Consider the following 24,435-nt stretch of genomic DNA (forward strand, 5'->3'; position numbering starts at 1 on the left):
GATTCTGTGCGCTTTCAAATACACAACACGTTGCGCCACATCGGCTGGAGAATGTATGGCCTCACCTCAAGATAGCGTCAGCATGGCGCTCTTTTGCGACTTTGAAAACGTCGCGCTCGGCGTTCGCGATGCGAAGTTCGAGAAGTTCGACATCAAGCCGGTTCTCGAACGGCTCCTGCTGAAGGGCAGTATTGTTGTCAAGAAAGCCTATTGCGACTGGGACCGGTACAAAGGTTTCAAGTCGGCGATGCACGAGGCGAGTTTCGAACTGATCGAGATCCCGCACGTGCGCCAGTCGGGCAAGAACTCGGCGGATATCCGGCTCGTCGTCGACGCGCTCGACCTCTGCTACACGAAATCGCACGTCGATACTTTCGTCATTATCAGCGGGGACTCCGATTTTTCACCCCTGGTTTCGAAGCTGCGCGAAAACGCGAAGAAAGTCATCGGCGTGGGCGTGAAAAAGTCGACGTCCGATCTTTTGGTTGCCAACTGCGACGAATTCATTTTCTACGATGACCTCGTACGCGAGCAGCAGCGCACGATCGCAAAACGCGAGTCGCGTGACGCGAACGTCAGTCCGAAGCGTTCGGCCGATGAAGACAAGCAGCCGAAAGAAGAGCTTGAAGCACGCAGGACGCGAGCCGTTGCGATCGCCGTCGAAACGTTCGAGGCACTTGCCGCCGAGCGTGGCGAAAGCGGAAAGATATGGGCGTCGGTGCTGAAAAGCGCAATCAAGCGGCGCAAGCCCGACTTCAACGAGTCTTACTTCGGCTTTCGCGCGTTCGGTAACGTGCTTGACGAAGCCCAATCGCGTGGTCTGCTGGAAGTGGGCCGCGACGACAAATCCGGCGCGTTTGTCTACCGCGCCGTCCAAGCCTCAACCGCGGAGTCGGTTAAGCAAGCGGAATCACAAGCCTCAGTCAGCAAAGATACAGGACCCACCGCAGAATCCACCGGCAATCGAGGCCGCCGCACGAGCCGCAACGCGCGCAAGCAGGTCTCCCCGCAGCCGAGCGGGGTTGCGGAGGTGGTGGCGTTGGAAGCGCCTGTGCCCGTCGTCGTTGAATCGGGGACCGAACGCGAGACGGCAATCGAAGCACCGATTGAGAAGGCGTCGGCGCCTCGCCGCGGACGCAAAACCGCCGCGAAAAAAGTCGACGCGCTCATTACACAGCCGCGGCCCGAAGAGGTGTCGCCCGTGGCCGAACCATCGGCAGATTCGGCGGCCAGCACCAAGGCCGCGAAGGTGCCGCGCAAATCGGCACCGCGGGCTCGCCGCTCAAGCAAGACTGCGGCTGAAGGCTCCGGACGATGAGGTAATGCGCGTGCAAAGCGCTGCTACATGGCCATGACATTTCGCGCTTGCTCGCGCGAGATGTTTTCTCTGGCCTGCTGCAGTGACGCAATAACCAGCGAACCGCCACATCGCGTCCATGATTCGTGCGACACGTGGGGTGGCTCGCGCAACGCATCAGCTTCGCTTGTGTCAGCGAGGGTGCGAAACACCATGGAGTGAGAACATGACCGTGTTTACTTGTAGAAATCAAAGCTGCGGCACGCAATGGGAACTGGCCGACGTTGTCATCAAGGACGAAGGCCAAGGATTGCTATTCCGTTGCGCGATGTGTGGTGCGCGCAACTATGTCGAGCGGTTCGATGCCGACGACGGCACGATCGTCTACGAGCAAATTGCCGGCCGTCCGTTCAACTGAGACTGATGAGAACGACTCCCGGTGATGCCTGAAGCGAGGAGCCGGGTTGCTATTTCGTTGGAAGACCCCTCGCGCGCCACGATGCCTTTCGTGTTTCGATCGATGACGGGTTGGCGGCCAGGCCACGCCTGGAAGGTAAGGGCCTATCGATTGACGTATTTCTTGTAGGCCGTTATCCAATTGGTCGCAATTTCTTCTTGCGCTTGCAGAAGAGGGACTTGACCGCTGCAAACCAGCCGATGAAGCCGGTTTTCCAACGCATCCTTTACTTTCGCGCTGTACTGCGACAGTCGCGGCTCTGGCCATAGGTTGCGAGGATCGGTGGGATTACCGCCGATTTCCAACGGAATCAAATGATCTTCTTCGTAATGCTTGGGATTTACGTCGGGGTAGCCGTACTCGGCTAGTTGCTCCTTCTTGAGCCGATTGGTGTAGTGGGCTGGAGGGCGAATGCCTTTGGTATAGCCTCGAACGCAGATGGTCTGCTCGATATTCGCTTGCGTTACTGCGCCGTTGACGGCGCCCGGTGTCAATGACGGGTTGGGCAGATCGGCCGCCCAACCCGGCGCACTCAGGCATGCGAGAAGAGAAAAAAGAAATACTTTGTGAGCCATGTAGGGATCTTCTCGTAGGCAATTGAAACAGCATGCGAAAGATCCCTAACGGATTACACGAGCAGCGGTTGACGTCGGCTCTCCCTTCAGCCAAGCCCATTAAGACCAGAGCTTGCGGGCAGCTTTACCCTGAATATGGTGAACGGTCCTGAACGCGGCAGATGATTCTTGAATGCCACCTCCCAGAGGTGCGAATCTGCGATGTAGAGATAACCTTGGCTGATAGCGAAGCCATCCGCCCACGAAAGTCGCCCGGGAGCGCGTACGAAGAGGTGCGATTTAACCTTGTGTGTTGCAGGATTGATGTCGAGCGCAACGACGGTGCTGTGTTCGAGATCGCCGCCGTAGAGCGTCCCATGTTGGTCCATGATCAAACCGCCGGTCAGTTCGGCCGAGCCGAGATACTGCACTTGGCGCGACAGTTGAGCGGGGGACAGCTTTGCGTCGATCAAGGCGCTGGTCGGCACGCGCCAGTAGTTGTGATCGGTTAGCGGCCGGTAATAGAGCCATTTGGCATCCGGAGAGAGCGCGATGCCGTCGGCGTGGATCGCGACCTGCTTACCATCGTTTGTTTGCGCAGGTTGATCACCGATCATCAGATGCTCGTGGGGATCGGCAAAGGTCGAGCGCTCGCCGACCAGAACCTGCTGCGATTGGCCGGTCTTAAGGTTCAGCACGACGAGGCTACCGCGATTGCCGACGTTGGTCAGGTACGCGTACCCATGACCGAGGTCAATGCGCAGATCGTTGAGGGAGTCAGTAGGGGCAACGATGCCGTCGAAGCCATAGGTGCGGATTACCTTATTGTTGCTGAGGTCGAATTCAACCAGTTTGGGCTTGGCGCCCGAACCCGCGCCCGCCAGCACCACGCGCCCGGAATCGAGCACCCACAGATGATCAGCTTTATCTACCCACATCGCTTGCGGGACCGCCCACTCATGCTCTGTATCCGTGCCGGGAGTGTTCCAGGCCTGATCGGGATACGGGGTGGTGGCGCCGGTTTGCGCATTGACTTCGACGAGCCTGTCCCCGGACTGGGCTGCGGGTGCGCTGGCGAAGACGCGGCCTTCATGAGACACACCAATGCCAACGAGCTTGAACGTGTCGAATGTCTTGACGGTTTCAAGAGGGGGGCCGTAGTCGCTTTGCGACTGGGCCGATAAAACCGGCGAGATACTGGCGCCAACGACAGCACAGAGCAGAGCGATTCTTGAAAGCTTCGATATTTTCACTTCGTGTCTCCGTTGTTAGATAGCTTCCTGGTTGAGACTGCAAATCGGTAGGCAATGTGGGGTTTAGCGGCGGCCACAGGCCCCAAAGCCCTCGAAAAGCAGCATGTTGGTGTCGCCCATTTGGGGCGATACAGGCGCCCACTAAATAGCGCACCCATGCCCCATGTTGTCCTCGCGCCGCCGCTCGAAAGTCGTTGAAAAGCCGCGCCGAAAAAGCACGGCTTGGGTCGGCTCCCTTGAGCGCCGCAATGACGAGCAGGGCGGCAGTTACGCCGCGCTTAGCTTGGCCGCGACGCCGGCAAAGCCGGCGCCGAACACATTGTTGCCGATATGTTCGATCCAGTGCGTGCGGTCGGCGCCGCCGGTCACTTCGAAATCCGCCCACCATTCGGCGAAGGTGCGCTCGCCGGCCGTCACACGCGACAGCCGCACGCCGGCCACATAGTGACGTACCGGTAACGTGCCTTCGATGATCTTGTAGGTGAATGCATGATTAAAGTCGTCGAGCATCAGCAACTGCTCGCGCACGTACGCATCGGGCCCGAGGGCCAGGCGCCGCACGCCGCCGACGGTGTCGCCTCGTGCGCCGGCTTCCATCTCGCTACCGATGATCCCCGGGTGATAGGCAGGCATTCCGTTGAAGTCGCGCATGATCGACCACACGGCGTCGATGGGAGCATTGATGACGTCACTGATATAAATGGTGTTAGGCACGGTTGACCTCGCAAAAGTGGTTAGGCCGGACAAAAACCGGTTTTAAAAGCTCAACTGCTTGAACGCCTGCGTCTGCGCTGTCAGTGCGACTTCGGTAGGCAGGCGCTCCATGGAACTGGCACCGTAGAAGCCATGGCAGACCTTACAGGCGCGCAGTACGTACTGCGCGTCCTGCGGGGTCGCGATAGGGCCGCCATGGCACAGGATGATCATGTCGTCGCGAACCTGAAGCGCGGCTTCGGCGATACGATCGATCGCGCTGACGCAGTCATCCAGTGTCATCGCTGTTTCAGCGCCGACCGTGCCCCCTGTCGTCAGTCCCATGTGAGCAACGAGGATATCGGCGCCGGCCTTCGCCATCGCGATCGCTTGATCCGGGTCAAATACATAGGGCGTGGTCAGCAGTCCCTTGGCATGCGCGAGCCGGATCATCTCCACCTCCAGCGCGTAGCCCATGCCGGTCTCTTCCAGATTGGCGCGAAAGACCCCGTCGATCAGGCCCACCGTGGGGAAGTTCTGCACGCCGGAAAAGCCCACACGCCGTACATCGTCGAGAAAAGCGTCAAAGTTGCAAAATGGATCGGTCCCGTTCACGCCTGCCAGCACGGGCGTATTGCGGACCACCGGCAGTACCTCGCGGGCCATATCCATCACGATCTCGTTCGCGTTGCCATAAGCCAGCAGGCCGGCCAGCGACCCGCGCCCCGCCATCCGATAGCGGCCCGAGTTATATATCACGATCAGGTCTATTCCCCCCGCTTCCTCGCATTTGGCGGATAAGCCGGTTCCGGCGCCACCGCCTACGATCGGCTGCCGAGCGGATACCATCGACTGGAATTTCTGCAGTAGTTCTTTTCGTTCAAAACGTGGCAAGGTTTCGATCCTCGAGTTGGGTCAGTTCGCGGAAGTGCCGGGCAGCCAGCGCGGCGAACTGTGGGTCGTTGATGTGATAGGGCACGCGCAACAACTGGCGATGCGCGTTCTGCAAGACGGTGCGTTCGAGTGCCTCGAACAGTGCAGCGTCGGCGTCGGGATCGTGAAAGGGCTGACCCGGCGCATCCAATGCCGACACGCCGCCCTCCGGCAAAAGGAAGCGCACTTCGCCTTGGCATCGGTTCAGCCGCTCGCCTATCCAGGCGCCGATGCGTGAATTTTCGTCCGCGCTCGTGCGCATGAGCGTGACCTGCGGGTTATGCGCGTACAACGTGCGGCCGCGATACTGTGACGGGAGCGTGTCGGGCGCACCGAAGTTCACCATGTCGAGCGCCCCACAGGATCCGACGTAAGGCGCTCGCGTTCGTGAGACAGCGCCAAAGCGGTCATCGGTACAAGCCAGGATGCCGCCGAGCAAGTGATCGCAGACTTCAGTCGTCGTGAGATCAAGCAGGCCGATCAAGAGTCCGGCGTCGAGGAGCTTCTCCATCGATGCGCCGCCTACGCCCGTAGCGTGAAACACGAGGCAATCGTAGTCCGGCTCGAGGTTTGTACACGCGTCGCGGATACACGCCGTTGTAACGCCGAACATAGTGAGGCCCACCGCCGCGCGCGATTCGGGTGGTTCTTCGTAGCGCTGCGACAGGTGAAATGCGCCGACAATCGCGCCGGCCGCGTTCGCTAACACCCGGCGAGAGATACGGTTCAGCCCTGCGATGTCGGTGACGGAATGCATCATCGTGATGTCGGTCGGGCCGACGTAGGCAGACACGTCGCCGGACGCCATGGTCGACACCATGAGCTTTGGCAGACCTACGGGCAGCGATCGCATCGCCGGGGTAATGAGTGCGGTACCGCCAGAGCCGCCAAGGCCGATCACAGCGCCGACATCGTCGCGGTTCGCCAGAAAGCGCTTGAAGGCCTCGATCATCGCCGTTATCGCGGTGCCCCGGTCTCCCGTGAACACGGCAGCGGGGCCACCCGCATGCGCCTCGGCGACAACACGCGCGGGAATGTCCGCACTTTCGCCAACCGGGGTTGTCGAGACATCCACAGTGATAACCGGCGCACCGGCGAGCCGTATCTGATCGCGCAGATAAAGCGCCTCTGCGGCCTTGGTGTCAAACGTACCGATCAAGTAGATCTGTTTATCGCGCGTCATATTGTTTGCGTCCGACAGTGGCTTGTTGATGGTCGCAATTCTCAGCCCGAAGACATAAGATACAAGAAGAGTCTATAGGATTAGGATGAGACTCACGTCTCTTTTTGTCGAAAATTCAGGGTAAACAATTGACTAGAGCCCGACGCGCCGCCGTCCAGTCGATACGTCCGGTCGCGAACGAAAATCCCGGCGTGGCCCAGCGAGGACCACGGGCTCGTATGCGGCGCATGCTGCTTGCCAAGGCGATGGAAATGATGGCGCGCGGCCTGACGCCGTCGGTGGCCGAGCTTGCCGAGGCCGCAGAAGTATCGCGCGCCACTGCATATCGTTACTTCCCGACTCAAAGCGCGCTTGTTGCAGCCGTTGTCGATGAGAGCCTCGGGCCGATCCTCGAATGGAATTCCGAATCGAAAGATGCAGTCAGCCGTGTCGACGAACTGCTGCTCCATGCTTTTCCCCGCATGGAGCAGTACGAGGTGCAACTGCGTGCGGCGATACTGGTATCGCTGCAGCAAGGTGCGCAGGCTCGTGCGGCCCAAAGCGGCAACGACGAACACCTGGTGCGCGGACATCGCATCGAGCTGCTCAGTTCCGCAGCCGGTCCATTGCGCGAAGAGCTCGGCGAGGCGCGTTTCCAGCGCCTATTGCAAGCGCTGTCACTGATTTACGGCACCGAAGTCTTTCTCGTACTGAAGGACATCTGGCACCTCGAATTCGAAGAAATTCTGCGGACCGTGCGCTGGACTGCACAGGCGATACTGCAACACGCGCGCACCGACGGTTAGATTCGCTCGACGCGTGCGTCCAGCCGGAGGTTGTTCGCCTGTAAAGGGTTTAACACGCGAATGGGAAATCGATCCTCGTCTCCTCATGGAAAAGCAGCGGACTTTGCGGGGCGAAAATCTATTCGCACCGTGCCGGCAGTGGACCAAACTTGTAGAGCACAAGATAGTAGACGATCAGTGCAAGCACGATTACATCAGCGTTTTCCAGTCGACAACGTCAAGGCGGCGGGGGGCAACACCCAATTATGGAAATTAAAACATCCTATCACCTCGATTTTTTTCCTGTGCCATTATGTTGACGTGCCGATTGATTAGACCGGCCTTAAGCGTAAGTCTCCACCAAATGCATGTTCCAACGAAGCGTGGCAATCGTCATGCCGTCGTAATTTTCTGCGTAAAATGGGACAGCCGCCGCGATGCGCCGGCGTAAACCAGCGTAAACCGGCCACGTCAGCAATGCATGTCGATCTGTTTACTCTTTATCTTCTTGCGGTAGGCACCCTGTTTGTTAGTTGCGGAATGACGTTGTGGGAGCGTCGAATCTATCCTGGGCGCAGGAGAGAATTGACGATACTCGCGGCGGGATACGCCACGCTTGCAGTGGGCTGTGTGGCGGCACTATTGCGTCGTGATCTGCCGGGTGCGATCGGGGCGGCCATAGGTAATCTCCTCTTTATCACCGGCTACCTGTTAATCCTGCACGGTGTCGCATCTTTGAGCGGCCGGCAATACCGAGCCGGTTCGGTGGGCATGCTTCTCGTCATGGCGCTCACGTGGGCGGTTGGCGGCGCGCGGTGGCAAGAAGCCGTTTGGAGCTATGTGAGTTCGATTCCAATTGTGGTGGCTTGCGGCATGACGGCTCGGGAGCTAGTTCGTATCGACGGAATGAAGTGGGTGCAATCGCGGTATATCGCTGCGATAGTGTCGGGCGGTCATGCGATCTTTTATGTCTTTAGAACAGCTGTTTTGCCTGCGTTGGTGACATTGTATGGGCCAAGCATGCTGTCGGCAGTTGGCAAAATCACGATGTACGAGGGTGTCTTGTATTCCGTCGTTTTGCCGATGGCTCTCTTGAGAATCATTCGCGACGAAGCCCATGGTCAGCTCTTGCTTGAATCGCAAACCGATTTTTTGACCGGTCTTGGCAATCGCAGGTGGTTTTTTGAAGAGGGCGCACGCGTCATCCACGATGGCGGCGTACCTCGGCCGGTTTCAATTCTTGCCTTCGACCTCGATCAGTTCAAGGCGATCAATGATCGATACGGTCACGAGACGGGGGACGAGGTCCTTAAATCCTTTGGGAAAATTGTCCAAAGCGTGGTGGGACCGGCGGCGATTCTTGCTCGCATCGGCGGCGAAGAGTTTGCTGCCTTGCTGCATGACCATGACAGCCTGCGCGCCAGAGAGTTGGGCGAGGCCGTCGCTAGACGTTTCGCTGAGACGGTCTCTCACAGGGTGAGCGGCGTAGAGATACGTGCCACCGTCAGCATCGGCTTGGCGCAGTCAGGAAGCGAAGCGCTCGCGCTTGCCGATCTGTTGGCAGCGGCCGACCAGGCGTTATACAGCGCGAAGTCGCTTGGCGGTAATCGGCTTGAGTTGGCGCAGACGACGGTACTCGCCACAGTCGCCTGATGATGGCGATCCGAGCAAAGCAATAGCGGCGTTGTTTCCCCGAGCCGCGCGTTGTGCCAAAGCCCCCAAGCCAGTTTCTTAGCAATCCTAAAATTTTGCGAACAAGGCCATACTCATCGAACGAAATGTGACAGCGTCGCGATGAGAGGCTTGCGCACGAGTATCGTGCGGTACAGCCTGCCTTTCGAGCTTCTCGGCCAGCGAATCGATTGCAACGTAAAGGTCCTCATTAGAGCTTTCGGCGAAGACGCCTCGGCCGTTCATTTGAACGTAGACCTCGGCGCACTGAATGGTCTGCCTATAGTCGTCGACCGACAGCAAAACCTTCACTTCGGTGACGTTATCGAAACGTCGCAAGACCCGCTCGAGTTTCGCGACCGTGTATTTACGCAGTCCCGAAGTGAGCTCGAGATCGCGTCCACTGATTTTGAGGTGCATGACTTCCTGCAATGAAAAGGAACCATCCCACAGGCAACCCACCCGCGTGCAAAGCTGTGCCACGTGCGGTCAGCCGCTCGAGGCCTCTTGCCGACTCTTGTCGCTACGCTGCGCGCGGCGAAACAGCTTCCACCCTCTGTGCCTTCGCGGCGATATCCGTGCGCGGCGGTCGGGCTGTCGGGAACCATTGGGACCGACGTTCGGGCAAAGTCGAAAGGACCATGTAAATCAAGATAGACGGAGGCCATCGACGAAACCATGCTACGAACGGTCGATGCAGTCCTCCGTGGGCATAGCGCATCCATACCTTTGGATGCTTGAACGCATAGAGAAAGCGCGCTTTCGAGTTGGGTGTCGGGATTCGGGTCGGAACCAATCCGCACAGAATGGCCCGAGGTACGAGGATCGAGAAACGAACACTTTGACGGCCGCCACGCCTAATGCGAAAAGCACGCGTGCACTGCGTACAATGCGTTCCTCACCGATTTCGACTGTAGGACACTGTCTCATGGCAATGAAGAAAACCGACTTGGAAAAGAACAAGGCACTCAAGTTGACGCACTCGATGAAGCAGACGCACTCCGAACGCTTCGGCAAGGGCATAACCGAGGGGCCAGCCAACCGGCGCGAGCAGCGCAAGCTGGATCAGGCAAAAGGACTCGTGCCGTTTGCCTGCAAGCTCGACGGCGAGTTGGTGAGGGTGCTGAAGGAACGCGCCGCGACACATCCCGAGGGTATGACGGGCCTATTGGATGAGTTGCTAGGGAAAGCGCTCGCCCAAGAGGGCGGTGACGCCTGAGTGCGAGCGGTGTCGAGATAAATTCATATCGTGTCGACGCCCTTGCATGATCGATACATGCAAGGGCAGCCCAGCGCTGCTGTGCCGGCGCTATACTCGTTGCCGCATCGCAGCGCCACGGTAGCCGTCTTCACCCCGGCGTAAAAGAAGGCACAAAAGGAATGGATAGCTGTCGAGACGAACATGGATCACAACGACAAAAAGTGTCGAGTGGTATCCCGGTTTTCGAGCGAATTCATCCAGCGGAACCGGTCGTGTCGGACATGGCTCGCGTCGGGCTGCGCCGTTGTTCTCGCGGCCTGCGCCGTGGGGCCGGACTTCGAGCAGCCCGCGCCGCCCGTTGCGCATGCCTTAACCGTTGCGCCGCTGCCGCAGCAGACTCAGGCGACCCCCGTTACCGGCGGCGAAGCTCAACAGTTCCGCTCGGATGCGGTACTCGAATCGCGCTGGTGGACCGCATACGGTTCGCGCGAGCTCGATGGACTTGTCGAGGAAGCCCTCGGCAATAGTCCGACGATCGCGTCGGCACAAGCGGCGTTGCGCGCCGCGCAGCAGCAGGTTATCGCGCAGCGCGGTGCACTTTTTCCGTCGTTGGACGGCACCGCGGGCGTGTCGCGACAAAAAATCAGCGGAGCGAGCCAGGGGTTTCCCCAATTTGGAACGTTCCTCTTCACGCTTTTCAACGCGTCCGTCAATCTGTCGTACAACTTCGATGTTTTTGGCGGCGTGCGCCGTGGCATTGAGGCGCAGGAGGCGGCGCGCGATTTTCAGCGCGAAGAACTCGAGGCGACTTGTCAAACACTGGCGGCGAACGTTGTTACTACCGCGCTGCTCGAAGCCTCGCTGCATGCGCAAATCGATGCAACGAACGATCTGATTGAATCGGCTCGGCGGCAGGTCGAACTCACCCAAAAGCAGTTCGAGCTCGGTGGGGCGGCGCGCGCTGACGTGCTGCAAGCGGAGTCCAACCTTGCGTCGCTCCAGGCCACATTGCCGCCATTGAATCAGCAGCAGGCGATGGCGCGCAGTCAGCTGGCTGTTTATCTCGGGAAGCCGCCCGCCGAACACGGGCAATCGGGGCTCGATCTCGCTGCGTTGCGCTTGCCGAGCGACATCCCGGTGATGCTGCCGTCGGAGGTGGTACGGCAACGGCCCGATATTCGGAGCGCCGAAGCGCAATTGCATCAGGCCAGCGCCGAAATCGGGGTCGCGACTGCGAATATGCTGCCGCAAATCGCCCTATCCGCGAGCTTTGGAAACTCGGCGGAGACGCTCGGATCCCTGCTCTCGAGTTCCGTCTTTTCTCTTGCAGGCAACATCACGCAGCCGCTTTTTAAGGGTGGCAGCCTGAACGCTAACCGGCGTGCAGCGATCGCGCGCTATGACCAATCATTGGCGCAATATCGGCAAACTGTGCTGCTCGCGTTCAAAAACGTTGCCGATTCGCTGCGCGCGCTCGACAACGACGCAAAGACCCTCAACGCGCAATACCGCGCGCAGACGGCTGCTGCCGATAGCGTGCGGCTGATCGAGCAACGCTTTGGCCTCGGCGGTGCGAACAATCTCCAACTGCTGATCGCGCAACAGCAGTATGAGCGATCGCGCATCGCCTATGTACAGGCACTGGCAGCGCGCTATCAGGACACCGCGGCGCTCTTTCTCGCGCTCGGCGGACAATGGGATCTTCCGGAAGACAAGATGTCATCGCCTCCTTGGCATCAATAACGAGAACGTGAGGCGCCAGTTCATTCGATAACGGGACCTATCGATGACGGATAAATCGGAGTTGTTGCGCCAATTGCGCATCGACCGCGATAAACGCGCTCCGGAGGTAACGCAGGGGCGTCGACGGTGGTGGATAGCGGGCCTACTCGGCCTGGCTCTCGTGGGCGCCATTACGTCATACATTGCATTGCGTTCGGCGGCACCCGTGGTGAAGGTGGCGCTCGCCCGTCTTGGCCCTGCGGGCACGGGCAGTGCCGCCCCCTCGATCCTCGATGCATCGGGTTATGTCGTCGCGCGTAGACAGGCAACGGTGTCCGCCAAAATAACCGGCAAGCTCGCACAGGTATTCATCGAAGAGGGCCAGCGCATCAAGGAGAATGAGGTCGTCGCGACGCTCGACGATACGAATGCAGTCGCCGCAGTGATGCAGGCTAGGGCCGCCGTCACGCAGGCCGAAGCGACGCTAATCCAGGCGAAAGCGGCGGCCGAAAACGTGACACCGATTTATCGCCGCAATCAACGATTGGCCGCGGCCGGCGTGATTAGCGAGGAGGCGCTTGACGCGAGCAAAGCGGACTACGATGCAAAGCAGACAGACCTTGGTGTTGCGAAGGGCAATTTGGCCGTGCGGCAGGCTGCGCTTCAGGTGGCGCAGCGAGAGCAGGACGACACGATCGTGCGTGCGCCTTTTGCGGGCGTCGTGACAACCAAGAGCGCGCAGCCGGGAGAAATCGTCTCTCCGTTGTCGGCCGGCGGCGGATTCACACGGACCGGCATTTGCACGCTGGTCGATATGGATTCGCTCGAGGTCGAGGTCGATGTCAGCGAGAACTTCATCGGCCGGGTTCATACGGATGAGCCCGCGGTATTGAAGCTCAACGCGTATCCGGATTGGCCGATTCCAGCCTATGTGATCGCCGTGGTGCCGACAGCGGATCGCAGCAAGGCGACGGTGAAGGTGCGCGTCGGGTTCAAATCGCGCGATCCGCGTATCCTTCCCGAGATGGGCGCTCGCGTGTCGTTCCTCGGCCAAAGCGACGCGTCGGCAGGCGCATCCTCATCAAATGTTTTACTGCCGCCAGATGCTGTACAGCTTGGCTCTGACAGTGAGACGGGTGTTGTCTTCGTCGTGCATGAGGACAAGGTGGAGCGTCGTGTGGTCAAACTGGGGACACGCGGCGATGACGGACAGACTGTCCGGTCTGGACTGTCGCCGGGCGAGCGCGTAGCCGTTGGCGACTTATCGAAGCTGACTGACGGAGCGCGCGTGAAGGTCGTGGAGCGTTGAGATGGCGGTAGCGGGTCGCGTGAACACCTCGACGAGGGAGCAAGGGCATGAGTGCGATGGTTTCTCTCCATGAAGTCACGAAGTGCTATCTACGCGGCAAGCAGACCGTCGAAGTCCTCCATAACCTGAGCCTGAACGTGAAGGAGGGCGACTTCGTCGCGCTGATGGGACCGTCAGGCTCCGGCAAGACGACGGTGCTCAACATGATCGGCGGCATCGACCATCCGACATCGGGCGAAGTGAGTGTTGCGGGCCAACGCATCGACCATCTCAGGGGAGGCCGGCTTGCGCGCTGGCGTGCGAATAACGTTGGTTTTGTCTTTCAGTTCTACAACCTCATGCCGATGTTGAGTGCGGAGCGCAACGTCGAATTGCCTTTGCTGCTGACATCGTTGACGAGGCACGAACGCAAGCGCAACGTGCACATCGTGCTATCGGTGGTCGGACTCGAGGACCGCATGAAGCATAAGCCCTCCGAACTCTCGGGCGGACAGGCGCAGCGTGTTGCCATTGCGCGTGCGCTTGTTTCGGATCCAAAGCTGCTCGTGTGCGACGAGCCGACAGGCGATCTCGATCGCACGACAGCGGACGAAATTCTGCACCTGCTGCAGCTGCTCAATCGCGAGTACGGCAAGACGATCGTCATGGTGACGCATGACCAGAAGGCGGCCGATTTTGCCACGCACACACTGCATCTCGACAAAGGCAAGCTTGCCGACGAACCGGTTAAGACTGAGGCCTGACATCCGAGTGGAGCGGCGCAATGAAATACGTCCCCTTGATGTGGGCGATGTTATGGCGCAAGAAGCTGCGCACTTCGCTCACGCTGATGTCGATCGTGATCGCTTTTCTCTTGTTCGGCATGCTGCAGGGAATCAACGCGGCGTTTCAAGAAGTGATCGAACGCTCGAACGTGAACCGCCTCATTGTCACCAACAAGATTTCGTTGACAGAAAGCCTGCCGTATTCGTATCTGTCCCAGCTCGAATCGATTCCGGGCGTTGCGATCGTCTCGCACGAGTCCTGGTTTGGGCCGTATTACCAGGATCCCAAGAATCTGATTGCGGCATTTCCCGTCGAGCCCGATCTTGAGTTTCCCGCGCATCCCGAGGTCGTGGTTTCGAAAGCGCAGATCGATGCTTTGAAAAAGACGCGCACCGGCGTGATCGTCGGTGCGGGGTTGGCCGAAAAATATCAATGGAAGATAGGCGATCGCATCCCGTTGCACTCCACCATTTGGGTCAAAGCGTCCGATGGCAGTTCCGACTGGGATGTCGACATTGTCGGCATCTATGAGCAACCGTCGAACCGGACGCGCGAGGACGCCATGTTCTTCAACTACGCCTATTTCGATGAAGCGCGAAGTTTCGGCAAGGGCACGGTTGGGTGGTATGTTGTCCAACTCAACGATCCGAGCCAATCCGCCCAGATCGCCGCGACGATCGACAGACGCTTTGCGAACTCGCCGAACGAAACTAAGACTCAGACCGAAAAGGAGTTCCAGCAGGCGTTCCTCAAGCAGATTGCCGACATCAATCTCATCGTCACCTACATTTTGATTGCCGTTTTTTTTGCGCTGCTCTTCGCCGTTGGCAGCACGGCGATGCAGGCAGTGCGTGAGCAGGTGCCCGAGCTCGCTGTCATGAAGACGCTCGGATTCAGCGATACCCGCGTGCTTGTGCTGGTGCTGGTACAGGCGCTCGCCGTCTGCGTGGTTGCGGCGTCCTTGGGGCTTGCGATTGCGCAGTTTTTATTTCCTCTGCTGCGCGACACGCTCGGCGTTGTGACCATGCCGCTCGCTGTCGTCGTCGAAGGCGTCGCGATTGCCGCCATACTCGCCGCCGCCACCGGAATCATCCCGGCGTGGCGCGCAAAGCGGCTCGTCATTGCGGAGGCACTGCGCTCATGATCCAGCAGATCGTCGCCGTCACCATCATGAACCTGCGCAGCTTGCCACAGCGCATCGGTACCGCATGGGTCATTGTGATCGGGATTGCCGTGACGGTGGCCGTCATGATCTCGGTGCTTGCAATGGCAGAAGGATTCACGCAAACGCTCAAGGGGACGGCACGTGTCGATCGTGCGCTCGTGCTGCGCGCGGGTTCCGAGGCCGAACTCGCCAGCACGATCTCGCGCGAGAACACGCAGACGATCATGGATGCACCCGGGATCCAGAAGAACTCGGCAGGCCGTCCGATCGCTTCGGCCGAAGCCGTTGTGATCGTTGCGTTGCCACAAAAGAAAGACGGTGCGGACGCGAATGTCACGTTGCGCGGAGTCGGTGCGAATGCTCGGGCGCTGCGCCCCGAGGCGCGTCTGATCGCAGGCCGCATGTATCGGCCCGCGGTACGCGAGATCATTGTGGGCAAATCGGCTGTCGCGCAATTCAAAGGACTCGATCTTGGCAGCCGTATTGCGTTTCGCGACTCCGAATGGACGGTCGTCGGCATCTTTGAGAGTGGCGGCGACGCACACGAATCGGAGTTGCAGGGCGATGTCGAGACGGTGCTTTCCGCATACCGGCGCAACTTGTTCCAATCGGTGTCGGTGATGCTCGAGTCGCCGCAAGCATTCGATCGCTTCAAAGCTGCATTGACGACCGACCCGACGCTGAAGGTCAGCGTGGAGCGCGAAACGAACTATTACGCGGCACAGTCGCGCAATCTGTCAAAGCTGCTCAATTTGCTGGCGTATTTTGTCGGCGGCATCATGGCGCTCGGTGCATGCTTTGGCGCGCTTAACACCATGTACACGGCGGTCTCGACGCGCACGCGCGAAATCGCCACGTTGCGCGCAATCGGCTTCGGTGGATTGCCGATCGTCATTTCTGTGCTGGCCGAGGCAATGCTGCTCGCATTGATCGGCAGTGTGATGGGTTCTGCTGCGGCGTGGTTGTTTTTCGATGGGAACACGGTGAATACGCTTGCAGCGGGTTTTACGCAGGTGGTCTTTCATCTGACGGTGACAGCGCCGTTGGTGGCGGCCGGCGTGATCATGGCTTGCTTGGTCGGCATGCTGGGAGGGCTAATGCCTGCGATTCGTGCTGCTCAGTTGCCGATTGCTGTGGCGTTGCGAGCGAGTTGACGAATGTTGGACGAGGTCCGCTCATCGTTGCCAAAAATAAGCGCGAATAACGGCTTCGCCCACCTCGCAATCAATCGAAAAAATTGTCGTTTAGGCCAAAAAATCTTCGCTTTCCCATCAAAAAAACTGGTCATAAAATGCCGATTGCGCAGGCGTTGCGCGCGCAACATCCTGTCCGTCAAACCAGCCATTGGCCAATCATCCGGGAAAATTCATGAGTACTCCGAACCATCCGATGCCGCCTTTCCATCTCGCGTTTCCCGTTCACAGCATCGAGGCCGCGCGCGGCTTTTACGGCGAACTGCTGGGCTGCCCCGAAGGACGCAGTGCGCCCGACTGGGTGGACTTCAATTTCTATGGCCATCAGATCGTTGCCCACTTGGCCCCCGACGAAGTGGGGCATCGGAACACTAGTGCCGTCGATGGCGATGCGGTGCCGGTGCGCCACTTCGGTGCGGTGCTGAGCATGGAGGAATGGGACGCCGCCGCACGCCGGCTCACTGACGCCGGCATCCGTTTCATCATCGAGCCGCACGTCCGGTTCAAGGGCGAGGTGGGTGAGCAGGCGACGATGTTTTTTCTCGACCCGTCGGGCAATGCCCTTGAGCTGAAGGCGTTCGCCGATATGTCGAGGTTGTTTGCGAAGTAGTGGGTGGGGGGCAATACCTGCTTTCAGGGTCTCTGCCACTCTCCAGCGGTTTTTTAAAACGTCGCCAATGGGTGGTTACGAGGCTCGCAAAGGCTCGAGCCAGCACGAACGGCTCGAGTGGCAACACTAGCGCGCAAACTGATTTTGCGTCGTCACCGGAAATTGGCACAAAGGCGACCCCTTGAACGCCGAGGCTTGCCCTTCGCTCCGGCACAATGGCAATTCCACGACCGGCCGCAACCAGATTCAGCCTCGACGTTTTAGGAGAGACAATCGGTGCGCGCGTGACGACGCGCATCCTTAGTCCCGCTTCTGCGCAACCTGCTCCAGCATCGCATCTCCAATCGGAGAAGTCCCTCGGGATATGAGTGCTTCGCTCGCGCCTCGAATATCGCGTGCTTCCTTGTTCTGGCTGAGTTTGCTCTTGCCGACCAGGCGCGTGATGTCAATCTGCAAACCGACGATGGCCTTGAGCATGGTGTCGATGTAATCTTTCGGCGCATCGCCCATCTTCCAGGGATTCGGTTGCGATGCCTCATGCGTGCGCGTCAGTCGACCGACAACACCGCGCACATAGCGCTCGTCATCGAGAATCGTGATGCGTCCGTGCGCGTGGACGACGATGTAATTCCAGGTCGGCACCTGCTCGTGGAACTCGTGTTTGCTCGGATACCAGTTCGGGGAGATGTACGCGTCTCCCGCATGAAAGACGACAAGCACCTCATCGCCATTTGCAATGTCTTGCCATACCGGATTGGCCCGTGCGACATGCGCACGCAGTACCCCCAGCTCCCCTTCCTCGAGCGCGAGTTCAAACGGAAGATGGTTGGCATCGAGTCCGCTGTTGCCGTGCGTGATCAGCGTGCCAAACGGATACTGGGCGATGCATGCGTGCAGCACATCCGTGCGGGTTTCGGCGAAATGGGATGGGACATACATCGGAATTGTCTCTGTCTGGTGAGGTGAGCAGAATGATTGGCTAAAACTGCGATCTCGTCGTGTCGAACTCGGGACCAGGATCGAAAATCGTACGATCAGGCACGACAGCAAGCCCGCTGGAGGAGCGAATAGCGCCGGTTGTCGTGCCCACAGTGAGTATGCTGTACTCGCACTCGATTCGCGAGGGTGCCAACGAGCGAGGGTGCCAACGATTAACCAGGCGAATCAGATGACTGGCGCTTCCGGCGCAGGAGTCCTATTACAAGACCGGAAACCCGTCTTCCAGAAGACTGCGATCCGAGAAGACGGTTCAATTACAAGCGTCCACCGTTAAGTCGTTTGCTGATGGCGGGGCGGAACAGCCAATTGTCCCTCATTGAACAGACGCGGAATGCAAGAAATTACCGCTGCCATTTTTAAAGAAGCGGCTGGAATTGGCGAGTTTCAATTTTTAGGGGCAGCAGGCAAATGCCCAGGCGTGAGAGGCCGCGCCCTGTCTGCGTCGGCCAGTTCCGCGGTTACCGCGGTACGTCACTGCGCAGATGCTGTGTCGGCCACATACAAGGCTCAGATAGCTAACGGACTATAGCTTCGTCGAGAGCCTTCCGAGTGGGTAGAGATATATGGCGTTGTGTTGTTCGCACGCCTATCTCAGTCGAGGCGCGGATGGCTCGACACCCGACTCACGGGAAGGGGAGCGAATCATGCACAGGATTGTGGCCCCGCTGTTGCTAACGATTGGTCTTACCGCCTGCGGCGGTGGCGGGAATTCTGGCTCGACAGTGCCCGGTGCCGTAGCATTACCTGCGCCGTCGACGGCTTCCTCAGCCTCCGCACCTTCCGCAGCCTCCGCAGCTTCTGCCCCCTCGCAGGCCTCGGCCCCCACCCCGGCCTCTGCTCCGTCTGAGGCCTCTGCTCCATCCGAGGCTTCCGCCCCCTCGCAGGCCTCGGCCCCCACCCCGGCCTCTGCACCAGCAGTAGTTGTTACATCCATTCTCTTTGAGGGCGATTCGACCGTTGCGGGAGTGGGGGCTCCGAGCGGACAAAGCGAGCCCGATGATCTTCAAGCGATCTTGGGTATTCCCGTCACCAACGCCGGTGCGTCGGGAGCCGACACGGAAGACGATATTCAGGGGATTGAGCCTTACTTTCCGAGTCCTCTGGCTACGCGGCTCGCCAATGATCCTTCACAGATCGTCATCATGAACTACGGTCTGAACGATTCGTTGAAGGTGACTGTCGACGTCTATCAACAAGACTTGATCCAGTGGGTAAGCATCGTTCGCTCGTTCGGAAAGATCGCCGTCTTCGAGGAGCCTAATCCATCGTCGATCGACACCTATTTGCAGGTAATGCCCAGTTTTGTTTCGGCGATGGACTTAGTCGCCGCACAGCTCAATGTTCCGTTGGTGAAGCAATACGATTACATCCAAACGCTTCCCAACTGGCAAAGCATGCTGGTAGATGGCCTGCATCCGGATGCCCAACTGTATGCGATCAAGGCTGCCAGGACGGCTGCGGTCATCAAGACGTTGATGTAGACCGCTGGGCCGACCTTAAAAACAGAGGATGTTCGTCTGGCATCGTGTTTGCTGTCATCGTCGGGCATATCTACCGAGTGAATGATGTGGATCTTACGTGTCCGTGAGCCTCGTCTTGGGGCTGTCCGCATTCGCGAATGGCGACGCCGCACGCACCATACACTCGGCTTGCTTGCCTTGCTGCTAGTCGGCGCAGCCACCGGACTGGTCTTGCTCGATCAATCCAATGTCCCTTTATCCAGGAAAGTGTTTGCGGCCCTTTGGGATGGGGTCAACCTCATAACGACACTCGGCGATTTTTCCGAGTTCGACGATCACCAGAAGGTCTTCATGCTGCTGGCTATGCTCGGAACACTGCTGGTCGGCGGATTTGCCGTTTCAAAGCTGACAGGACTGCTATCGGGCGACGATGTGATGGCGTATCGAGAGAACAGGCTCATGAAACGCAAGCTCGAACATCTGTCCAATCACTACGTGGTGGTCGGATTCCATTCGCTCGGTGAAATGGTTGCAGACCGATTGCGGGAAGCGGGGCAGACGGTGCTTGTCCTTGTCGGCGATCAGACTCAAGCTGATTGTGCAGCGGATCGTGGCCACATGGTGGTGGTCGGCTTGCCGGACGTATTCGACGACGTGCTCAGACGTGCGCGGCTAGATAGCGCCAAGGGGCTTGTCGTAACGACCCCTAACTCCAACAACAATCTCGCTATCACGCTGCTGGCGCACACACTCAACGCCTCGCTAGCGATCGCGGTGCCCGGGGAGAACACGTTGAGAAAGGATTTGCTCGAGAGCGCCGGGGCAACCAACGTGGTGATCGCAGACGAACTCGTCGCGAATGCGTTGGTCGGCAAACTTGCTGTGCGCGCCGAGAACACGTAATGAAGCCCGTTACCCCGACCCATGCGGGCGTGCATCGCGTGCCCTTCTTGCAAGGGATCTTGCCCATCAAGGCCGCACAACTGCCGCATGACATTGTCGCGGGCATCACGCTCGCCGCTCTGGGAATTCCGGAAGTGATGGGATACACCAAGATCGCCGGCACCCCCACCGTCACGGGCCTGTATACGATCTTGTTGCCGCTCGTGGCGTTTGCGCTACTGGGTGCGTCGCGTCAGTTGGTGGTCGCCGCAGATTCCGCGACCGCGGCTATTCTTGCAGGTACGCTCGTGACGGTCGCCACGCTGGGCAGTGCGGCATATGTCGGCCTGACGAGCACGGTCGCGCTAGTTGTGGCAGCCATGCTGGTGCTTGCCCGAATTTTCCGCCTTGGTTTTCTCGCCGACTTTCTGTCGCGCAGCGCATTGGTCGGTTTCCTGACCGGCGTGGGTGTGCAGGTCGCGGTGGGCGAACTCTCGGGGCTGATCGGACTCGAGAAGCATGGGCACGGGGCCCTATCACAGCTCATATCCGTGTTTCAACGGCTCGGCGACGCGAGTTATCGGACTGCGGCCCTGTCCTTGGTCGTCCTGGTCGTGATTGTGGGATGCAAGCGCATTGCGCCACGCGCGCCAGGGGCGCTCATTGCCGTCGTTGGCTCGATCGCGGCCAGTGCGGCATTCGATTTCGCGCGGCATGGCATCGCGGTGACGGGCAAAATACCCGGGGGATTGCCGTCTCTTTTCGTGCCGCCTTTCCATCCCCATGAGATCAATCAGGTGCTGGCAACGGCGGCGTCGTGCTTCATCGTCATCATTGCGCAGAGCGCGGCGACGGCTCGCGCGTACGCCAACCGCTACAACGAGCGCGGCGATGACAATGCGGACCTCATCGGTCTCGCAGGCGCGAACGCGGTCGCCGCGTTCACCGGGACATTCGTGGTGAATGGAAGCCCGACCAAGACCGAGATGCTCGATGAGGCTGGCGGGAGAACCCAGATCGCCCATCTGACGACGGCGGCGGTCGTGCTGCTGGTATTGCTTTTCCTGACTCGGCCGCTCAGCTTTCTGCCGGCTGCGGTGTTGTCTGCGATCGTCTTCATGATCGGTGTGAAGCTGATCGACGTAAAGGGCATGGCCGAACTGTATCGGATGCAAAGGGACGAGTTCGTTGTCGCGCTGCTGACTGCGTGCGTGGTCGTGTTCGTCGACGTCATGTACGGCATTCTCTCCGCGGTGGTGCTGTCGCTGATCGCTCATGCACGGCACAGCTATCTGTTGCGCACGCGTGTGCTGACACGCGCGCCGAGTGGGCATTGGGTCGCTCATGCCGTCGCCCCCAATGTGCTGGCCTCTCCGGGCATCGTTATCTACCGGTTCGAGGCGGACTTGTTCTATGCGAATGCCGGGCGGTTCACGGAAGAAATTCTCCGGCTTGTGACCGAGGCTCAACCACAGCTGCGCTGGGTGGTGGTCGATGCGTCCGAGATCAACAACATCGATTACACGGCCGGCAAGGCGCTGCGTCAGTTGCGCAGCGAGCTCGACCGGCGGGGCATCGGTGTCGCCGCCATCGCGGTCCCCGCGGGCGTGAGGCAACAACTCAAGCGCTACGACGTGTTTCACGAAGCATCCGGCCACCGGGACATATTCATGACGGCGGATGCCGCGATCGAGGAGTTACGCGGTGCTTCACCGCCGACCGTCCCTAAGCAAGGGTGATGCGCGGCGCATTTACAGTTGACGGGATGGGGTGACGCCATGTCAGGGAGTGGTGATGCAAAGCGCGGTGAACCGTCTGCAGACCGTCCGGACCGGACGGTGGAAGAAGCGCCGGAGGAGCTCTCGCGATTGTTCTGTGGCCGAGGGGCGCCCGCGTCTCGAATCGCATTGGGAAAGGCCGCCCGCCAGCAGGTGCCACGGGCACGACTCGCGGTCTGCGAGGTGGATGACCGCGACCCGATCGCATTGCTCGAGGCATCCAACGCTGGCCGTTTGCCGAACCTCATACCGATCCGATACGGCCGCATGATTGCGAGTCCATTCGCGTTCTATCGCGGTGCGGCGGCATTGATGGCATACGACTTGGCCAAGATGCCGCGTACGGACATCATCGTCCAATTGGCGGGCGATGCGCATCTGGCGAATTTTGGTTTCTTTGCCAGCCCCGAGCGACGGATTCTCTTCGGCCCGAACGATTTTGACGAAACGCTGCCTGGACCGTTCGACTGGGATATACGCAGGCTCGCTGTGTCGTTCGTCATCGCAGCGCGCGATCGAGGATTCAAGACGCGTGACCAGTGCGCCGTGGTGCGCCGGCTTTGCGAGACCTTTCGGGAGCGTACGGCTGCGTTCAGCACAATGGACACGCTGGACGTCTGGTACTACCAGTTTGGCGCCGAGGAGATGCTGGCCATTGCAGACTCAGTTGGCGAAAGAGCAAAGGAACAAGCCACCATCGACAAGGCGCGAGCGCGCTCACCCCGCGCGGTGATGAGCCACGAGATCGAACTCATCGACGGCCGGCCGCACATCCGGGATTCGCAGCCGCTGATCTACCACGTGGCGACTCGCGGCTCGCGCGAAGCAAAGCGCTTCGATGAAGACATCCGGCGATTCGTTGCCGAGTTTCGCACGACGCTGCCGGATGAACGGCGCGCGTTGTTAGATCGTTACGAGTTGATGGACGTGGCGATGCGCGTGGTTGGCGTGGGCTCGGTCGGTACGCGCTGCTATATGGCGCTTTTCATGGCCGATGGGGAAAGTCCGCTGTTCCTGCAGATCAAGGAGGCGCGGGCATCCGTGCTGGAACGCTATCTTCCCGCCAGCAAGTATGCGAACCATGGCCAGCGGGTCGTGACGGGCCAGCGCCTGCTGCAATCGGCGAGCGATATCTTCCTCGGCTGGTCCAAATCACGCGACATGGGTGTCGACTTTTATGTGCGTCAGTTGCGCGACATGAAGGTTTCGTTCGATTTCAAAACCTTCGATGTGGAGGACCTAAGCGAGTATGCGGTGTCATGCGGCCACGCGCTGGCGCACTCGATGGCGAAGGCGGGAGATCCAGCGCTGATCTACGGTTACATCGGGCGGGCCGATGCATTCGACGCGGCGATCGAATCGTTCGCCTTGGCTTATGCCGAGCGCAACGAAAAGGACTGGTCGCTGCTGAAGTCCGCCGTCAAGGCCGGACGTGTGCAGGCAGTGCGGGAATGAGCGTCAGGCGTGTATTCTCGTTTGCGGGTCTGACGTCGCTCAACGGTAAGCGCTCGATCTCGTCAAAGATGCGTCTACGAGCTCCATCAGGACATTCGCCTGACACACCACAGGGTGACGGCCATGAGACTCACTCCGACCATTTGCGTGGGGCTCAACGTGTGTCCATACACCACTCGATCGACCAGAATCGCTGTCAAGGGATAAACGAATTGCAATAGCGCGATATTGCCTGTCCGCAGTCGACTCATGCCGGCATACAACACGACGTAGGCGAGACCGGTATGGATGACACCCATACCCGCAAGCCATCCCCATGTCGCGGGTGAATGCGGTAGTCCATGTACAAACGGCCACCAGCAGGTTACTACCACGCCCACCACGCACTGCCACCAGGCAAGCGCGAAGGAACTGATCTGAGTCGCCATCCTCGCTATGATCGCGACACCCGCGTAGGCGAGAGAGCCTGCCAGACACATCGCGACGCCCATCCAATACCCAGCGGGCAGCGCGTTGTGTATCCCACCGCCCCCATCGATCACTCCGGTTGCGAGGACCAGACCGGACAACGCGATGACAGCTGCAATGGCGAGCTTCGCGGAAACTTTCTCGCCCAACCACCATGCACCCATTGCTATGACCCAGAATGGCTGCACATGAAAAATCACGGTTGCGACGGCAATCGACGTTCGAGGGATCGCGGCGAAGAACAGCGCCCAGTTCACCACGATCAGAAGCCCGGCGGCGATGGCGTACCGTAAGGCGCGCCCCGTCAATCGCAGCTCCGCAAACCGCCCATCCACTGCACCCCAGAGCGACAGGGCAACACAGCCAAAGAAGCAGCGGAACAGAACGGTCGTGATCGGGTCCTGCGCAGCCTCTGTGATAAAGATGCCGACTGTGCCAAGCATGACGCCACCGAGCACCATCAGCAAGGTGCCGATCCGTTCACGAGGCGATGCCTGTTGATCGACCGTCGCCGCGCGGGAAGAAATTGTCGAGGGTTTCATCCTGCGCATTGTGTACGCGTTGACGCTAACCGAAAAGCGAATTTATATTGCAGCAATCATTCGATAATCGAATGGACGATC

The 24,435-nt window shown here is 59.4% G+C and carries 23 protein-coding genes; 15 read left to right on the forward strand and 8 right to left on the reverse strand.

Annotation, left to right across the window (positions count from 1 at the left end):
* Positions 1-55: 55 nt before the first annotated feature.
* Complete coding sequence (locus VL598_RS08165) at positions 56-1,318, forward strand: NYN domain-containing protein (RefSeq protein ID WP_325326199.1); 1,263 nt, start codon at positions 56-58, stop codon at positions 1,316-1,318.
* 211 nt (positions 1,319-1,529) lie between these two features.
* Positions 1,530-1,715 (forward strand): hypothetical protein, encoded by a 186-nt coding sequence (locus VL598_RS08170; protein ID WP_325326224.1) that lies wholly within the window; start codon positions 1,530-1,532, stop codon positions 1,713-1,715.
* 143 nt (positions 1,716-1,858) lie between these two features.
* Here VL598_RS08170 and VL598_RS08175 read toward each other — a convergent pair whose 3' ends face one another.
* The 5 genes from VL598_RS08175 to VL598_RS08195 all read right to left on the reverse strand — a co-directional run bounded on the left by VL598_RS08175 (position 1,859) and on the right by VL598_RS08195 (position 6,370).
* Positions 1,859-2,329, reverse strand: a complete 471-nt coding sequence (locus tag VL598_RS08175; RefSeq protein ID WP_325326200.1) for a hypothetical protein — start codon at positions 2,327-2,329, stop codon at positions 1,859-1,861.
* A gap of 86 nt (positions 2,330-2,415) precedes the next feature.
* The gene (locus VL598_RS08180) at positions 2,416-3,561 is read right to left on the reverse strand and encodes an L-dopachrome tautomerase-related protein (RefSeq protein ID WP_325326201.1); all 1,146 of its coding nucleotides are present in this window, start codon (positions 3,559-3,561) and stop codon (positions 2,416-2,418) included.
* A 267-nt stretch (positions 3,562-3,828) separates the two neighbouring features.
* Positions 3,829-4,275, reverse strand: coding sequence for an SRPBCC family protein (locus VL598_RS08185; protein WP_325326202.1), 447 nt, complete (start codon positions 4,273-4,275; stop codon positions 3,829-3,831).
* A gap of 42 nt (positions 4,276-4,317) precedes the next feature.
* Positions 4,318-5,148: a phosphoenolpyruvate hydrolase family protein gene (locus tag VL598_RS08190; RefSeq protein ID WP_325326203.1), complete on the reverse strand. Its 831-nt coding sequence runs from the start codon at positions 5,146-5,148 to the stop codon at positions 4,318-4,320.
* Entirely contained in the window at positions 5,135-6,370 is a 1,236-nt protein-coding gene (locus tag VL598_RS08195) for a Tm-1-like ATP-binding domain-containing protein (RefSeq protein WP_325326204.1), read from the reverse strand. Before VL598_RS08195 ends, VL598_RS08190 begins: the two co-directional genes overlap by 14 nt.
* Positions 6,371-6,588: 218 nt before the next feature.
* On the opposite strand from VL598_RS08195, the gene VL598_RS08200 reads away from it, so the two are divergent.
* Together VL598_RS08200 and VL598_RS08205 are read left to right on the forward strand one after the other, a co-directional pair.
* The gene (locus VL598_RS08200) at positions 6,589-7,155 is read left to right on the forward strand and encodes a TetR/AcrR family transcriptional regulator (RefSeq protein WP_325326205.1); all 567 of its coding nucleotides are present in this window, start codon (positions 6,589-6,591) and stop codon (positions 7,153-7,155) included.
* A gap of 456 nt (positions 7,156-7,611) precedes the next feature.
* A complete protein-coding gene (locus VL598_RS08205; protein WP_325326206.1) occupies positions 7,612-8,787 on the forward strand; it encodes a GGDEF domain-containing protein in 1,176 nt (391 codons plus the stop codon).
* An 87-nt stretch (positions 8,788-8,874) separates the two neighbouring features.
* Here the strand turns inward: VL598_RS08205 and hpf are convergent, their stop codons facing one another.
* Entirely contained in the window at positions 8,875-9,225 is a 351-nt protein-coding gene (gene hpf, locus VL598_RS08210; RefSeq protein ID WP_325326207.1) for a ribosome hibernation-promoting factor, HPF/YfiA family, read from the reverse strand.
* Between the two features lie 508 nt (positions 9,226-9,733).
* Here hpf and VL598_RS08215 point away from each other — a divergent pair.
* From VL598_RS08215 to VL598_RS08245, 7 genes are all read left to right on the forward strand, one after another.
* The gene (locus VL598_RS08215) at positions 9,734-10,024 is read left to right on the forward strand and encodes a hypothetical protein (RefSeq protein WP_325326208.1); all 291 of its coding nucleotides are present in this window, start codon (positions 9,734-9,736) and stop codon (positions 10,022-10,024) included.
* 183 nt (positions 10,025-10,207) lie between these two features.
* Positions 10,208-11,749, forward strand: a complete 1,542-nt coding sequence (locus VL598_RS08220) for an efflux transporter outer membrane subunit (RefSeq protein ID WP_325326209.1) — start codon at positions 10,208-10,210, stop codon at positions 11,747-11,749.
* A gap of 43 nt (positions 11,750-11,792) precedes the next feature.
* Entirely contained in the window at positions 11,793-13,037 is a 1,245-nt protein-coding gene (locus tag VL598_RS08225) for an efflux RND transporter periplasmic adaptor subunit (protein ID WP_325326210.1), read from the forward strand.
* Between the two features lie 47 nt (positions 13,038-13,084).
* Positions 13,085-13,780: an ABC transporter ATP-binding protein gene (locus VL598_RS08230; protein WP_325326211.1), complete on the forward strand. Its 696-nt coding sequence runs from the start codon at positions 13,085-13,087 to the stop codon at positions 13,778-13,780.
* A gap of 20 nt (positions 13,781-13,800) precedes the next feature.
* Positions 13,801-14,946, forward strand: coding sequence for an ABC transporter permease (locus tag VL598_RS08235; protein WP_325326212.1), 1,146 nt, complete (start codon positions 13,801-13,803; stop codon positions 14,944-14,946).
* On the forward strand, positions 14,943-16,121 hold the full coding sequence (locus VL598_RS08240) for an ABC transporter permease (RefSeq protein WP_325326213.1): 1,179 nt from the start codon (positions 14,943-14,945) through the stop codon (positions 16,119-16,121). The genes VL598_RS08235 and VL598_RS08240 overlap by 4 nt, the downstream gene beginning before the upstream one ends.
* Before the next feature lie 214 nt (positions 16,122-16,335).
* A complete protein-coding gene (locus VL598_RS08245; RefSeq protein WP_325326214.1) occupies positions 16,336-16,770 on the forward strand; it encodes a VOC family protein in 435 nt (144 codons plus the stop codon).
* A 300-nt stretch (positions 16,771-17,070) separates the two neighbouring features.
* On the opposite strand, the gene VL598_RS08250 is transcribed toward VL598_RS08245, so the two are convergent.
* A complete protein-coding gene (locus VL598_RS08250; protein ID WP_325326215.1) occupies positions 17,071-17,709 on the reverse strand; it encodes an FMN-binding negative transcriptional regulator in 639 nt (212 codons plus the stop codon).
* A gap of 704 nt (positions 17,710-18,413) precedes the next feature.
* On the opposite strand from VL598_RS08250, the gene VL598_RS08255 reads away from it, so the two are divergent.
* From VL598_RS08255 to VL598_RS08270, 4 genes are all read left to right on the forward strand, one after another.
* Positions 18,414-19,250, forward strand: a complete 837-nt coding sequence (locus VL598_RS08255; RefSeq protein ID WP_325326216.1) for an SGNH/GDSL hydrolase family protein — start codon at positions 18,414-18,416, stop codon at positions 19,248-19,250.
* Positions 19,251-19,331: 81 nt separating this feature from the next.
* A complete protein-coding gene (locus VL598_RS08260) occupies positions 19,332-20,132 on the forward strand; it encodes an NAD(P)-binding protein (protein ID WP_325326217.1) in 801 nt (266 codons plus the stop codon).
* Positions 20,132-21,850: a SulP family inorganic anion transporter gene (locus VL598_RS08265; protein WP_325326218.1), complete on the forward strand. Its 1,719-nt coding sequence runs from the start codon at positions 20,132-20,134 to the stop codon at positions 21,848-21,850. The genes VL598_RS08260 and VL598_RS08265 overlap by 1 nt, the downstream gene beginning before the upstream one ends.
* Positions 21,851-22,018: 168 nt before the next feature.
* Positions 22,019-23,344 (forward strand): DUF2252 domain-containing protein, encoded by a 1,326-nt coding sequence (locus VL598_RS08270; protein WP_325326219.1) that lies wholly within the window; start codon positions 22,019-22,021, stop codon positions 23,342-23,344.
* Positions 23,345-23,430: 86 nt separating this feature from the next.
* On the opposite strand, the gene VL598_RS08275 is transcribed toward VL598_RS08270, so the two are convergent.
* Complete coding sequence (locus tag VL598_RS08275) at positions 23,431-24,354, reverse strand: DMT family transporter (RefSeq protein WP_325326220.1); 924 nt, start codon at positions 24,352-24,354, stop codon at positions 23,431-23,433.
* Positions 24,355-24,435: the final 81 nt, after the last annotated feature.

The sequence above is a fragment of the Trinickia sp. genome (assembly GCF_035492435.1).
Lineage (GTDB): Bacteria > Pseudomonadota > Gammaproteobacteria > Burkholderiales > Burkholderiaceae > Trinickia.

Bases quoted from the DNA above. Each gene is read 5' to 3' on its own strand.
- VL598_RS08165 (WP_325326199.1), top strand. From the start codon at position 56: ATGGCCTCACCTCAAGATAGCGTCAGCATGGCGCTCTTTTGCGACTTT.
- VL598_RS08175 (WP_325326200.1), bottom strand. From the start codon at position 2,329: ATGGCTCACAAAGTATTTCTTTTTTCTCTTCTCGCATGCCTGAGTGCG.
- VL598_RS08195 (WP_325326204.1), bottom strand. From the start codon at position 6,370: ATGACGCGCGATAAACAGATCTACTTGATCGGTACGTTTGACACCAAG.
- VL598_RS08200 (WP_325326205.1), top strand. From the start codon at position 6,589: ATGCGGCGCATGCTGCTTGCCAAGGCGATGGAAATGATGGCGCGCGGC.
- VL598_RS08205 (WP_325326206.1), top strand. From the start codon at position 7,612: ATGCATGTCGATCTGTTTACTCTTTATCTTCTTGCGGTAGGCACCCTG.
- hpf (WP_325326207.1), bottom strand. From the start codon at position 9,225: ATGCACCTCAAAATCAGTGGACGCGATCTCGAGCTCACTTCGGGACTG.
- VL598_RS08215 (WP_325326208.1), top strand. From the start codon at position 9,734: ATGGCAATGAAGAAAACCGACTTGGAAAAGAACAAGGCACTCAAGTTG.
- VL598_RS08220 (WP_325326209.1), top strand. From the start codon at position 10,208: ATGGATCACAACGACAAAAAGTGTCGAGTGGTATCCCGGTTTTCGAGC.
- VL598_RS08225 (WP_325326210.1), top strand. From the start codon at position 11,793: ATGACGGATAAATCGGAGTTGTTGCGCCAATTGCGCATCGACCGCGAT.
- VL598_RS08230 (WP_325326211.1), top strand. From the start codon at position 13,085: ATGAGTGCGATGGTTTCTCTCCATGAAGTCACGAAGTGCTATCTACGC.
- VL598_RS08235 (WP_325326212.1), top strand. From the start codon at position 13,801: ATGAAATACGTCCCCTTGATGTGGGCGATGTTATGGCGCAAGAAGCTG.
- VL598_RS08240 (WP_325326213.1), top strand. From the start codon at position 14,943: ATGATCCAGCAGATCGTCGCCGTCACCATCATGAACCTGCGCAGCTTG.
- VL598_RS08245 (WP_325326214.1), top strand. From the start codon at position 16,336: ATGAGTACTCCGAACCATCCGATGCCGCCTTTCCATCTCGCGTTTCCC.
- VL598_RS08250 (WP_325326215.1), bottom strand. From the start codon at position 17,709: ATGTATGTCCCATCCCATTTCGCCGAAACCCGCACGGATGTGCTGCAC.
- VL598_RS08255 (WP_325326216.1), top strand. From the start codon at position 18,414: ATGCACAGGATTGTGGCCCCGCTGTTGCTAACGATTGGTCTTACCGCC.
- VL598_RS08260 (WP_325326217.1), top strand. From the start codon at position 19,332: ATGATGTGGATCTTACGTGTCCGTGAGCCTCGTCTTGGGGCTGTCCGC.
- VL598_RS08265 (WP_325326218.1), top strand. From the start codon at position 20,132: ATGAAGCCCGTTACCCCGACCCATGCGGGCGTGCATCGCGTGCCCTTC.
- VL598_RS08275 (WP_325326220.1), bottom strand. From the start codon at position 24,354: ATGAAACCCTCGACAATTTCTTCCCGCGCGGCGACGGTCGATCAACAG.